This is a genomic window from Planococcus sp. 107-1, assembly GCF_021513255.1.
Taxonomy (GTDB): domain Bacteria; phylum Bacillota; class Bacilli; order Bacillales_A; family Planococcaceae; genus Planococcus.
Map to the genome: position 1 here is coordinate 317,564 of NZ_CP090977.1, position 11,706 is coordinate 329,269.

15 protein-coding genes and 1 pseudogene are annotated in these 11,706 nt (G+C 43.5%); 15 read left to right on the forward strand and 1 reads right to left on the reverse strand.

What is annotated here, in order from left to right; translation table 11 throughout:
* Positions 1–8 precede the first annotated feature (8 nt).
* From L0M13_RS01845 to L0M13_RS01905, 13 genes and pseudogenes are all read left to right on the forward strand, one after another.
* Positions 9–995: an NAD(P)/FAD-dependent oxidoreductase gene (locus tag L0M13_RS01845; RefSeq protein WP_235198058.1), complete on the forward strand. Its 987-nt coding sequence runs from the start codon at positions 9–11 to the stop codon at positions 993–995.
* Positions 996–1,240: 245 nt separating this feature from the next.
* Positions 1,241–2,020, forward strand: a complete 780-nt coding sequence (locus L0M13_RS01850; RefSeq protein ID WP_235198059.1) for a 3D domain-containing protein — start codon at positions 1,241–1,243, stop codon at positions 2,018–2,020.
* Positions 2,021–2,211: 191 nt separating this feature from the next.
* Positions 2,212–2,970, forward strand: coding sequence for a gluconate 2-dehydrogenase subunit 3 family protein (locus tag L0M13_RS01855; RefSeq protein ID WP_235198060.1), 759 nt, complete (start codon positions 2,212–2,214; stop codon positions 2,968–2,970).
* A gap of 18 nt (positions 2,971–2,988) precedes the next feature.
* A pseudogene (locus L0M13_RS01860) lies at positions 2,989–4,700 on the forward strand (GMC family oxidoreductase).
* 60 nt (positions 4,701–4,760) lie between these two features.
* Positions 4,761–4,931 (forward strand): hypothetical protein, encoded by a 171-nt coding sequence (locus tag L0M13_RS01865; protein ID WP_235198061.1) that lies wholly within the window; start codon positions 4,761–4,763, stop codon positions 4,929–4,931.
* Positions 4,932–5,028: 97 nt separating this feature from the next.
* On the forward strand, positions 5,029–5,232 hold the full coding sequence (tatA, locus tag L0M13_RS01870) for a twin-arginine translocase TatA/TatE family subunit (protein WP_235198062.1): 204 nt from the start codon (positions 5,029–5,031) through the stop codon (positions 5,230–5,232).
* A gap of 10 nt (positions 5,233–5,242) precedes the next feature.
* On the forward strand, positions 5,243–6,106 hold the full coding sequence (gene tatC, locus L0M13_RS01875; protein WP_235198063.1) for a twin-arginine translocase subunit TatC: 864 nt from the start codon (positions 5,243–5,245) through the stop codon (positions 6,104–6,106).
* A gap of 169 nt (positions 6,107–6,275) precedes the next feature.
* Positions 6,276–6,749, forward strand: a complete 474-nt coding sequence (locus L0M13_RS01880) for a GNAT family N-acetyltransferase (protein WP_235198064.1) — start codon at positions 6,276–6,278, stop codon at positions 6,747–6,749.
* 63 nt (positions 6,750–6,812) lie between these two features.
* Positions 6,813–7,319, forward strand: coding sequence for a GrpB family protein (locus L0M13_RS01885; RefSeq protein WP_235198065.1), 507 nt, complete (start codon positions 6,813–6,815; stop codon positions 7,317–7,319).
* On the forward strand, positions 7,319–7,732 hold the full coding sequence (locus L0M13_RS01890) for an NUDIX hydrolase (RefSeq protein ID WP_235198066.1): 414 nt from the start codon (positions 7,319–7,321) through the stop codon (positions 7,730–7,732). Before L0M13_RS01885 ends, L0M13_RS01890 begins: the two co-directional genes overlap by 1 nt.
* Before the next feature lie 32 nt (positions 7,733–7,764).
* On the forward strand, positions 7,765–8,904 hold the full coding sequence (locus L0M13_RS01895) for a PstS family phosphate ABC transporter substrate-binding protein (RefSeq protein WP_235198067.1): 1,140 nt from the start codon (positions 7,765–7,767) through the stop codon (positions 8,902–8,904).
* A gap of 50 nt (positions 8,905–8,954) precedes the next feature.
* Positions 8,955–9,122: a hypothetical protein gene (locus L0M13_RS01900; protein ID WP_235198068.1), complete on the forward strand. Its 168-nt coding sequence runs from the start codon at positions 8,955–8,957 to the stop codon at positions 9,120–9,122.
* Positions 9,123–9,178: 56 nt separating this feature from the next.
* Positions 9,179–10,120, forward strand: a complete 942-nt coding sequence (locus L0M13_RS01905; protein ID WP_235198069.1) for a magnesium transporter CorA family protein — start codon at positions 9,179–9,181, stop codon at positions 10,118–10,120.
* Positions 10,121–10,173: 53 nt separating this feature from the next.
* On the opposite strand, the gene L0M13_RS01910 is transcribed toward L0M13_RS01905, so the two are convergent.
* Positions 10,174–10,497, reverse strand: coding sequence for a hypothetical protein (locus tag L0M13_RS01910; protein ID WP_235198070.1), 324 nt, complete (start codon positions 10,495–10,497; stop codon positions 10,174–10,176).
* A 164-nt stretch (positions 10,498–10,661) separates the two neighbouring features.
* Between L0M13_RS01910 and L0M13_RS01915 the strand changes: the two genes are divergently transcribed.
* Complete coding sequence (locus tag L0M13_RS01915; RefSeq protein ID WP_235198071.1) at positions 10,662–10,799, forward strand: hypothetical protein; 138 nt, start codon at positions 10,662–10,664, stop codon at positions 10,797–10,799.
* Positions 10,800–10,895: 96 nt separating this feature from the next.
* Positions 10,896–11,702, forward strand: a complete 807-nt coding sequence (locus L0M13_RS01920) for an ATP-binding cassette domain-containing protein (protein WP_235198072.1) — start codon at positions 10,896–10,898, stop codon at positions 11,700–11,702.
* The last annotated feature ends 4 nt before the right edge of the window (positions 11,703–11,706 follow it).

Here is an 11,706-nt window from a genome sequence, read left to right on the forward strand (position 1 = left end):
GTGTTGAAATGGAAGAGCGTGAAATTTTTGATATAACGATCATCGGCGGCGGTCCAACTGGCTTATTTGCTTCTTTTTATGGCGGCATGAGAAAAATGAAAGTTAAAATTTTAGACAGCTTGCCTCAATTAGGCGGGCAGCTGACTGAATTATATCCTGATAAATTTATTTACGATGTCGGCGGATTTACGAAAGTTTTGGCGAAGGATTTAGTAGACAATCTTGTCGTCCAAGCAAATTACGGAGATCCTTCCATTTGTTTAGAAGAAACGGTTTCCACTGTTGAACGTCAAGAGGACCATTTTGTAATCCAGACAGACAAAGGTTTGCATTACACGAAGGCTATTCTTTTAACTGCTGGAGTAGGGGCATTCCAACCGCGTAAATTGGGTGTTGAAGGTTCTGAACAATTTGAGGGCACATCTTTGCATTACGGAGTTAAGGATTTGACGATGTTCAGCGGCAAGAAAGTGGTTGTGCTTGGCGGAGGCGACTCGGCTGTCGACTGGGCAATGATGCTTGAAAACGTCGCGTCCCATGTTACATTAAGCCACCGCAGAGAGAAGATGACTGCACATGAGGCGAATATCGATACGTTGGTGGAATCGAAAGTTGAGATCAAGAAACCTTACGGCGTTAAGGAATTGGTCGGCGAGAACGGACAAGTCCGTGAATTGGTGCTGATCGATAAAGAAGGAAACGAAGAACGCTTAGAAGCGGACCATGTCATCGTCAACTATGGCAATATCACATCACTTGGGCCAATCAAAGAATGGGGCCTTGAGATGGAGAAAAACTCCGTTGTCGTAAACTCGAAAATGGAAACCAATATTCCAGGAATTTATGCAGCTGGGGATATCGCTACGTATGAAGGAAAAGTGAAGTTGATTGCTGTCGGCTTCGGCGAAGCACCTACAGCGATTAATAACGCAAAGGCATATTTGGATCCGAAATCGAAAATCCAACCGCTTCACAGCACAAGCGTATTTAAATAAGAAAAGAACGGAGGCTTTCAGGAGCTTCCGTTTTTTTTATACCAAAAAGTCTGATTTCTTCAACAAAAACAAAAAAATGTAAATAAAATCCTTAAATAATCGACAAAGTCAGATATATTACAGTTTGTAATAAATAATAGAGTGACGTAACGTAATTGTTATTTTTCATCTGTCGGTTTGTCATTGTCTTGAAATCTGTAGGTGGTATGATGACTCCTGTTAGTGAAAAGGAGGAAATTCATTTTATGAAGAAGCAAATCATTACACTAACTGCAATCGCAGCATTAAGTGTAGGAGCAGCAAGCCAAGCTAGCGCTCAATCATCTTATACAGTAGAATCCGGGGACACGCTTTGGAGCATTTCACAAGCGCAGAACGTTTCAGTAGAACAATTAAAGGGATGGAACGAATTATCATCCGATATCATTTATCCAAGCCAACAGCTTGAAATCGCATCAGAAGAAAAGGTTGAAGTGTCACAAGAGAAGTCTACATACACTGTAGCGAGTGGCGATACCTTATTCAAAATTGCGCAAGCCCATGGTATTTCACTTGATACGTTGATGAGTTGGAATGGAATCACGGGACACTGGATTTATCCTGGCGACAAATTAGTGGTCAGTGGAGGATCTCCGATCTCTGTTCCGAAAGCGCCTAAAGAAGCAGCACCAGCACAATCTTCAAATCAAGCAGCACCTGCTAAAGCAGCTGCACCAGCAGCATCAGAACAATCTGGTAAGGAAATGACCGTTTCAGCAACAGCTTATACAGCTTATTGCGCAGGATGTTCAGGAGTAACAGCAACAGGAATCGATCTTCGTTCGAATCCAAACCAAAAAGTCATTGCAGTGGATCCAACTGTCATCCCGCTTGGTTCAAAAGTTTGGGTTGAAGGATACGGGGAAGCAATTGCCGGCGATACTGGCGGTGCAATCAAAGGAAACAAAATCGATGTCTTCATCCCGACTCAAGGCGCAGCTTTGGACTGGGGACGCAAAACAATCAATATCAAAATTTTAAACTAAATACGATAAGCTACAAAGCCGAGGTGTCCATTCCCTTGGCCTTTTTTTATGGGTAAAGTAAACAGCTGCTTTTTTAAAAGAAGGAGTTTTTTCTTTTAAAATAAATTCAAAAAATTTCAAACAATAAGTGTATTTTAATATTAAATGGGGTATTGTATCAAAATATTCTTATTATTAAAGGGGGCAACAAGATGGCGAAAGAAACTAAAAATTATTCTAGGCGCGATTTTTTGAAGACCTCGGGAATTGCGACAGGAGCTTTAATCGGCGGTGGGATTATCGGCGGTTTAATTGGTGCGAATACAGGTACGAACAATGCTTCAACAACTGCACCGGCAAATGGTGGAGAGCAGCACGGAGAAGGGTCGGCAGGCGGAGTCAGAGGATTGATGTTTTTTAAAAATGATGCAGAATTCCAAATTTTAGCAAACGCAACAGAACGTATTTTTCCTGAGGATGACCTCGGACCAGGGGCCATTGGCTTAGGAGTGCCTTATTTTATTGATAAACAATTAGCAGGAGCTTACGGAGAGAATTCCAAAGAGTATATGCAAGGGCCATTTGAAGAAGGCCAAGCTACACAAGGCTATCAAAGCCGCCTAAAACGCAATGAGATGTTCCGGCAAGGGCTGCAGCTTATGCAGCAGGAAGCACAAAATCGTTTTCAGACCGACTTTGTGGAACTTGAAGGAGAACAAATGGATGAAATTTTGACGGCTTTCCAGGAAGACGAAATTGAAATGAAAGGCGTTTCCGCTTTATTTTTCTTCCGTTTGCTGCGAATGGCTACGCTTGAAGGGGCATATGCAGATCCGATCTATTCGGGCAACGAAGGCATGGAAGGTTGGAAAATGAAAGGCTTCCCAGGGCATCAGGCTTCCTACATCAATCAAATCGAAAGCGAAGAGTATGTCGAAATTGAGCCGAAATCTCTTGGCATGCAGCATTAATAAAGAGGGGGAATCTTAATGGTCACAACTTTAGATAAAGTGGATGTAGTTACAGTAGGAGTAGGCTGGACTGGCGGGATCATTGCCGCCGAATGCGCAAAAGAAGGAATGAAAGTCGTAGGACTGGAACGCAGCGGGAGCGTGGGACAGAAGATTTCGCCATTGTCCATGATGAATACCGCTATGCGATTCGCTACGAGCTGATGCAGGATCTTTCAAGAGAAACGATCACCTTCCGAAACAGAAGGGATCAGAAAGCCTTGCCGATGCGCCAAATGGGTTCGTTTCTCTTAGGGGAAGGGCTTGGCGGTTCTGGGACACACTGGAATGGCCAAAACTGGCGTTTCCTGCCTTATGATTTCCAAATCAAGACCATGACAGACGAAAAATACGGAGCGAATAAACTTCCTCCGGAATACACAATACAAGATTGGGGCATAACTTATGACGAGTTAGAGCCTTATTTTGACCGTTTTGAAAAGACGGCAGGGATATCCGGTGAAGATAATAACCCGTTCGCTGGAAAGCGTTCGAGCGATTATCCGACGCCGCCTATGAAAAAAACGCCTATTTTAAAAATGTTCGAGACAGCGACTACTAATCTGGGGTACTCGCCATTCATGATGCCTTCCGCGAATTTATCGGAAGCATACGAAAATCCTGACGGCCAACAAATCAATGCTTGCCAATACTGTGGCTTCTGTGAACGATTTGGCTGTGAATACGGGGCGAAAACATCCCCGGAAATCACTGTTGTTCCAACGGCCCGGGATACGGGGAATTATGAAATCAAGTTTAATGCCAATGTCGTCGAAGTGATGAAAGAAGGAGACCGGGTCACTGGAGTGCGTTATTTTGATACGGTGACATTCGAAGAATTCATCCAGCCGGCAGAAGTGGTTGTATTGACCAGCTATATGCTGAACAATGCGAAACTTTTAATGGTATCGGAAATCGGTGAAATGTATAATCCGGAAACTGGAAGAGGGACGCTCGGCAAAAACTATGGCTATCAGATTCTTCCGGGTGCATCCGGTTTCTTTGACGAAAAGATGAATGTGTTTATGGGTGCTGGAGCATTGGGAATGACAATCGACGATTTCAATGGCGACAGTTTTGATCACAGTGATTTGGACTTTATCCATGGAGCGAGCCTGTCTATTACCCAAACAGGCAACCGGCCGATTTTAACAAATCCGGTTCCGCCGGATACGCCATCATGGGGAGCGGATTTTAAAAAAGCATCGATAGAAAACTATCCGAGATCGTTATCGGTTGGCGGACAAGGGGCTTCCATGCCGCACCGTGACAATTACATGTCGCTAGACAGCACATACAAAGACATTTACGGCGTCCCATTACTTCAATTGACGTATAACTTTACCGATCAAGATCGTGCACTGCATGCCTATCTATCTGAGCGAGCAGCAGAAATCATGCAGGAAATGGGAGCGAAGACGGTAGTAGGAGGAAGCCCGATTTCCGATTACGATATCGTTCCTTACCAGACTACACATAATACGGGCGGTACGATTATGGGAGCAGAGCCTGAAACCAGCGTAGTCAATAATTACCTTCAGCATTGGGATATGGAAAATCTTTTCGTAGTAGGAGCAGGAAACTTTGCGCATAACGGCGGATACAATCCAACCGGAACAGTAGGAGCTCTTGCTTATCGCTGCGCAGAAGGAATCATCAATTACAGCAAAAACGGCGGATCGCTTGTGTAAAAAGAAAAGCGGAGGCAGCCATGTAGATTCGACGGGCATAAGACGAGCTGGCGAAGCGGCATGTTTCCAGCCGCACAGCCGGATTGGCTTATGACCCAAGAATCTGGCGCCGAAGTCTGGACAAAAAGAAAAGCGGAGCCGCCTTGCAAGCCGCGACAAGCGCTGGAAGTCTTAGCGGAAATGGCGTATTTTGCCATTGCAGGTAAGACTGAAGCGACCTCGAGCGGCTAGGCGGAGGAGTCTGGACAGAAAAAAAACGGTATTCCTATATGCAAAAGAAAAGCGGATTTTAGACTTTATTTAAGCAGGAAAAAGGAGGAGACATCTTATGGGCGGCTTAGCATCAATTGGAGTTCCAGGATTGATCATTATTTTGGTGATTGTTCTAATTTTATTCGGACCGAGAAAATTGCCTGAAATCGGCGGGGCAGTCGGCAAAACTTTATCGGAATTCAAACGTTCTGCAAAAGACATCATGGAAGACGACGAAAAACCGGAAGTGAAAGAAGAAACAAAATCCGAAAAAATTTGAAGGTGGTTAAATGGATCCGTATGGCGAACGCAAATTAGTCAGCCCGCTGCATAAAAAAGCGGTACAGCCAGAAATCCCTGCGGAGAAGATTCCAGAGGCCTCTGCTGCAGAAATAGCTGCAACAGAGCCGCCGACGGAACCGCCTAAAGGGCCTTCTGAGGAACCGATAGAAACTTTAGTGGATCATCTAGGAGAATTGCGGAAGCAATTAATCAAGAGCGCTTTTGTTTTTCTGTTCTTTCTCCTATTGGTCTTTTCGACCTTGAATTTTTGGTTTCCATATGTGGTAAGAGGGCATGATTTGGTAATTCTTGGACCGCTTGAAATTATTAAATTCTATACCTCAATTTCTGTCACTTTGGCACTCGGTTTATCATTGCCATTTTTAAGCCATTTCCTTTGGCAGTTTGTAAAGCCCGGGCTGAAAGAAGAGGAATCGAGATTTCTCGGATTGTATTCACCCGTCATGCTTCTATTATTCATACTGGGCATAGCATTTGGCTACTTCATTTTAAACCCATTAAGCTATCAATTTCTTGTAGGTCTTGGAGCTGCAAATTTTGCAGTGATGATTTCAGCAAGTGAGTATGTCCATTTCTTGATCATGACGACAGTTCCGTTAGGGCTATTATTTGAGATGCCGATTGTAGCCTTATTCTTGTCATCTATCGGCATTTTAAGTTCCGTGTCTATGAAGAAAGTAAGGAAATGGTCTTATCTTGTACTCGCTATAGTCTCGGCATTGATTACTCCACCGGATTTTATCAGCCAATTGCTTGTACTGATTCCAATGGCTTTACTTTACGAAGCGAGCATTTATCTGGTGAAAAAAATGGAAGCTAAGAAAGCGAATATCGAATCCTCTGCGGTATAAATAATGAAAAAAGAAGTCTTGGAAATCCAAGGCTTCTTTTTGATCTGTTCGAAAATTCGATCTTTTGTGGATTGTTTACTGCTTTTTCGTTACACTAAAAGAGCAAGGTGAAAGAAATGTTGAAATCCGTAAGAAATGGCAATTCACGACCATGATGAGGAGGAGCGACATGACAATTAACTTAAAGCAAATAACAGATTTAAAATCGGTGGATGTCTCGAAATTGGTGGAAGAAAGTGAAGCTGAAGGGTATCGCTTTCTTAGAAGGCTAGTCAACCAGTACGAAGATGGCACAAATACATTTAACCAAGAAGGTGAAGTGCTCTATGGCGTATGGGACCATCATGATCATTTGGTTGCGATTGGCGGATTGAACCGAGACCCTTATTCGACAAAAGAGGGTGTAGGCAGGCTCCGGCGCTTTTATATTTCCCCTAGTGCCAGACGCCAAGGCATTGGCACCAAACTATTAAAAGAAATCATTAATTATGGGCGGGGCCATTTTAAAGAGATCGTAGTTCGTACGGACTCTTCAATGGCAGACGCGTTTTACCGGGCCAATGGATTCTCAGCAGACCTGGGTCTTCCGGAAGCGACTCATGGAATCACTTTGGATCAAGAGGTATCTAAAGCAGCTCATTAAAAAAGAAGGAAAAGCGGCTTGCACCTGCAGGCCGTTTTTTACTGTCTGCGAAAGGAGATTCAAATGCGAAAAGTAGAAGTTTGCGACTATCAAAAAGAGTGGGAAGAGCTATTCCAAAAAGAGGCAGCAGAAATCAAGAAGATTCTTGGAGACAACTGTGTAGCAGTTCATCATATCGGGAGTACAGCCGTAAAAGGGCTGGCAGCTAAACCCGTTATTGATTTAATGCCTGTTGTGAAAGACATTGAAGCTATTGACCGATTCAATCAGGCATTTGAGCAGCTTGGTTATGAAGCTAAAGGAGAAAACGGATTGAAAGGCAGAAGATATTTTCAAAAAGGCGGCGATGCGCGCACGCATCATATACATATGTACGAACGCGGCAACGGTGAAATTGATCGCCATTTGGCATTTAGGGATTTTTTAAAAAAACACCCCAAAAAAGCGGAAAAATATGGTACTTTAAAAAAGGAATTAGCAATGAAATATCCGACAGATATCGAACAGTATATCCGCGGCAAAGAATCGCTTGTAAAAGAAATTGAAAAACAGGCATTGGAGGGCTTTTAATGGAAATGGCAAACTGGAGAGGCGCAGCTGGCGTCTGCGTAAATGATAAAGGAGAAGTCTTGCTGGTCCTGCAAGGGCCGCCGGATGAAGATAAAAAATGGTCAGTGCCGGCCGCAGGACTCGAAGCAGGAGAAAGTCTTCAAGAATGCTGCGAACGTGAGTTTTTCGAAGAAACTGGCCTCTCAGTTTCGGTACATGAGGAGCTGAAAATTAGAAACGGTGAGTACGAAAATTCTGCGGTATCATTCGAAGTGCATTATTTCCGAGTGGAAATCACAGGGGGCGAAATCCGAGTGGATGAAAACGACCCGTGGATTCAAGAAGTAGCTTGGAAACCAATCGCTGAACTGGCGGAACTGGATATGGCTTATCCGGATGACCAGGAATTATTTGAATCATTAATGAAACAATAGCTAAAAAATAACGAATTATTTTAGGAGACTATATGAACGCATTTGTGAAATTACTTATTACCTTAGCAGCGGTCGCTGCCATGTTAGCGGTCTTTGTTTTTGGCGGCATCTATGTATTAAATACAGGGGAAGAAAAGCTGCTCGTGCTTTTAGGAGCAGTCATCGTTTCAATGATGATCTTGCTTATTTATATTTTAGAACGCGGCAATGGCAAGAAAACAGCGATATGGATATCGCTCTGTTTGCTTGTAGGGATTGGGTTTGCAGCTCCCTATTATTACAAAGAAAGTTTTGCGAAAGTCGATGATTCAGAAGTGGATCTTTTTGTTTATGAGCCTTTTAAGGAAAATGAGAAGCTGGCTAGGCTGGACAGTAAGGCTTCTTTTGCTATTGAAGGGGAGCTTCCCATTCTAGACGGTGCAACGGCGCTTTATCCGTTATTTGCAGCATTCGCTGAAGCGACTTATCCGGAAGGGGTGTATGAACCCCACAGAGGACCAGTTGCTACGACCACCACTCCTTCCGCTTATAGCCGCTTGATTAAAGGGAATGCAGATATTATTTTTGCTGCAGAGCCTTCAATCGGCCAATTGCAGGACGCAAAAGAAGCAGGTGTGGAATTGGAGTTAACGCCGATTGGGCGCGAAGCTTTCGTATTCTTTGTTAATTCGCGCAATAAGATAAGTGACTTGTCGAGTGAAGACATCTGTGGAATCTATTCCGGGGATATCGAGAATTGGAAAGAACTCGGCGGGAAGAACGATGAAATCAGGCCATTTCAGCGTCCGGAAGACAGCGGCAGCCAGACGATGTTCATCAAATTCATGGGAGATACTGAAATTGAAAAACCTGAAACAGAAAATCTCGAGAGCGGGATGGGCGGCATTATCGAAGAGGTGGCCAGTTACCGGAACTATAAAAATGCAATCGGCTATACGTTCCGGTTCTATTCCACTGAAATGGTCAAGAACGATAAAATCAAGCTATTGTCGATTGATGGAATAGAGCCGAGCATTGAAAATATCCGCTCGAGCGACTACCCATTAGCCTCGGAATTTTATGCAATTACAGCTGGTAGCAAAAATCCGAATGTCGAGCCGTTCCTTGAATGGATTCTTTCTGGCGAGGGGCAAAAGTTAGTTGAAGATACCGGGTTCGTCCCAGTTAAGTGAGGATTAAAAAATGCGGGAAAGGGTATTTAAGGGGATAGGGAGGGATGGTTATGAAAAAGGATAAGCAAGGCCACGAAGGAGAAGAATTGCTTCCGGAAGTGGAACCGCGCCGCAATATTCCAGATGAAAAAACCTTAGACCCGATGCCTGACCGCGACCTGGAATACGAAGAAAACTCAAATGAGAAATACAGGGACAATACAAGCGAAAAAGATTGAACAAGCCGAACCTGGCTTGTTTTTTAGTATAGGGAAAATGCCAAGGAGGGGTTCCAATGCCTCAATATAACTTTAAACATGCTATTTGGAAAGAAGAAGCGAATATTACAGATGAAGAGTTTCAACAACATTTGCCGAAAAGCCATAAAATGCGGAGATGGATAAAGGATTCCCAAAATTTAACCGTCAATATTTTGCATATGGAAACATCGGTTCCAGGTTCCGAAGTGATCTGGGGATCGCTAATTTACCGGCAAAATGCTGAGAAAAAGCATGACATACAAGCTTTTCATTTTTTCTTGTCCACCGATTTCTTGTTGACCAGTAAATTGGACTTTGAATCGGACGAAGATTTAAAGAGAGAGCCGCTGCTTGAGCAGATGGAATCAGCATCTTCCGCTGTTGAACTGATGATGATCATTCTTGGGCATATGGTGAGCTCTATTTTACATAAGATTGATGTATTCGAAGAACAATTGCGCAACCTGTTATGGGAAATCCGGGAGAAGAACGACCGCAGCACTTTGAATAAAATTGAAACCTTAAGGCATCGTATTTTGCTGTGGAAAAATTTGATTTTGGGATTTCAAGAAATAAAAATGGCAATCCCTGAAGCTTTCGGGAAAGAAGTAATAGAGGAAGTTGAATTCAGCCGGACATCTATGCGGATTGACCGCTGTCGGATGCTTGTCAATTCCTATAAAGATGAAATCAATAATATGGTGGACATGGAGAATGTTGTAGCCAATTACAGAGGAAACGAAATCATGAAAACTTTGACGGTGCTGACTACCTTATTCACGCCGGTGATGGCCTTCGGGGCTTTATGGGGGATGAACTTTGATCACATGCCTGAATTGAAGTGGACTTATGGTTATTTGGGTTCGCTGCTCTTAATCGTCGGTTCGACCCTGTTCATGTACTGGTATCTGAGAAAACGCGGATGGACGGGCGATATCCTCAAATCCCTCAGCAATAAAAAGGAACGAAACAAGTAACGGACGGACCGTTAGTCAGGTCCGTCCTTTTTTTAAAAGGCTTTTTGAACTCCTCAATATTTTGGCTTGTCCTTTTCCAGTTCCGCCAATAATTCAGCGTAACGCTGCAAATCCTGATCTCCGTGCTTATCGATATAGGACATGATTAAGGTCTTCAATTCCTTTCGCTGGCGCTCCACGGTTACCAACTTTTCTTTCAACGATTGCCTTCTCCACATTTCAGCGTCCTTCACATCGTCCATTTTCTCGAACATATCAATTTCAGCGAGTAAAACGAGTGCCTCATTCTTTTTATCCTCGTACTTCTTCAATGCTTTTTCCACTTTTTTCGTGTCGTTTTCAAAAGTCATCCTCGAATACATTGACAAAGTCTCCACCGCCTTCCTCTCAACTTGTTCTTAAAAATCTTTTCCCTATCTATTCCGCATGTAGACCCGAAAACCCTTTTATTTTTGAATAAAATATAAAGATTCTGACTTTTTATTGACTGATTTTCGTCTTTCTATTATGATAAAAGAAATGAACGAAGGAGGTGGGTATGATGAATCAAACTGGTAAGCGCATGACAGAATGTCAAGAATATCTTTATATTCTGCATGGCGTTACTTTCACTTCAGCAGCTGTACGGGATAAGTCTGTCTTTTTTCAGACAACTGCATGGAATGAAATAAACCAGTGAGAGACATCTGCCTACAAACGGATTTTGTAAAAAGGCATGCGTCTTCGCATGCCTTTTTGTTTTGTGCGCGTCTCTCGGAACGAAAGGGAGAGAACGATGATTATTAGTCAATTTCAACAAATCATGTGCCATTTTGCGAACCAAAAATTATTTAATCAGATTAAAGGAGATATAGCGGAAGGCCAGCGGATCGGATTGGTCGGACGAAACGGGGAAGGAAAAACAACGCTGTTAAATGTGTTGGCCGGCGAGCTTCAGCCGACAGAAGGGGCAGTAACCTGGAAAAAAGGCTGCCGGATCGGATTATTGAAACAATCACCGGATGAACCGGAAGAGTGGACAGTAGCAGAACTCTTGAAGACGGCTTTTGCCGGGCTTGTCCAGATTCAGGAAGAGCTGGAAGCGATGGAAACGCAGATGGCATCCGCTGCTCCAGAAGAGATGGAGCGCTTGCTTGCCCGCTATGGCACGATGCAAGAGGATTTCATCCAACGCGGAGGATACGAAATTGAAGCACGCATCGATCAAGTCTTGAACGGCTTGAAAATCAAAGTGTTGAAGTTTGAGGAATGGGGCCATTTAAGTGGAGGCGAACGGACGAAAGTCGGCTTGGCCAAATTATTGCTGCAAGAACCGGGCCTTCTGCTCCTTGATGAACCGACGAACCATTTGGACCTTGAAGCGATTGAATGGCTCGGTGCGTTTATTAGCCACTACAAAGGCACTATTGTGCTGGTCTCGCATGACCGCTATTTCTTAGATGAAGCTGTCACTCATATTTGGGAATTGGACCAAGGCGATCTCATCCAATACAAAGGGAATTATTCTGCCTACGTCAAAGAGCGGGGAAGCCCGGTTATTAATCGAGTTTCAGCAATATCAAGACCAGCAAAAAAAGATTAAGAAA

Coding starts and splice junctions, on each gene's coding strand:
- L0M13_RS01845 (WP_235198058.1), top strand. CDS start 9: ATGGAAGAGCGTGAAATTTTTGATATAACGATCATCGGCGGCGGTCCA.
- L0M13_RS01850 (WP_235198059.1), top strand. CDS start 1,241: ATGAAGAAGCAAATCATTACACTAACTGCAATCGCAGCATTAAGTGTA.
- L0M13_RS01855 (WP_235198060.1), top strand. CDS start 2,212: ATGGCGAAAGAAACTAAAAATTATTCTAGGCGCGATTTTTTGAAGACC.
- L0M13_RS01865 (WP_235198061.1), top strand. CDS start 4,761: ATGTTTCCAGCCGCACAGCCGGATTGGCTTATGACCCAAGAATCTGGC.
- tatA (WP_235198062.1), top strand. CDS start 5,029: ATGGGCGGCTTAGCATCAATTGGAGTTCCAGGATTGATCATTATTTTG.
- tatC (WP_235198063.1), top strand. CDS start 5,243: ATGGATCCGTATGGCGAACGCAAATTAGTCAGCCCGCTGCATAAAAAA.
- L0M13_RS01880 (WP_235198064.1), top strand. CDS start 6,276: ATGACAATTAACTTAAAGCAAATAACAGATTTAAAATCGGTGGATGTC.
- L0M13_RS01885 (WP_235198065.1), top strand. CDS start 6,813: ATGCGAAAAGTAGAAGTTTGCGACTATCAAAAAGAGTGGGAAGAGCTA.
- L0M13_RS01890 (WP_235198066.1), top strand. CDS start 7,319: ATGGAAATGGCAAACTGGAGAGGCGCAGCTGGCGTCTGCGTAAATGAT.
- L0M13_RS01895 (WP_235198067.1), top strand. CDS start 7,765: ATGAACGCATTTGTGAAATTACTTATTACCTTAGCAGCGGTCGCTGCC.
- L0M13_RS01900 (WP_235198068.1), top strand. CDS start 8,955: ATGAAAAAGGATAAGCAAGGCCACGAAGGAGAAGAATTGCTTCCGGAA.
- L0M13_RS01905 (WP_235198069.1), top strand. CDS start 9,179: ATGCCTCAATATAACTTTAAACATGCTATTTGGAAAGAAGAAGCGAAT.
- L0M13_RS01915 (WP_235198071.1), top strand. CDS start 10,662: ATGAATCAAACTGGTAAGCGCATGACAGAATGTCAAGAATATCTTTAT.
- L0M13_RS01920 (WP_235198072.1), top strand. CDS start 10,896: ATGATTATTAGTCAATTTCAACAAATCATGTGCCATTTTGCGAACCAA.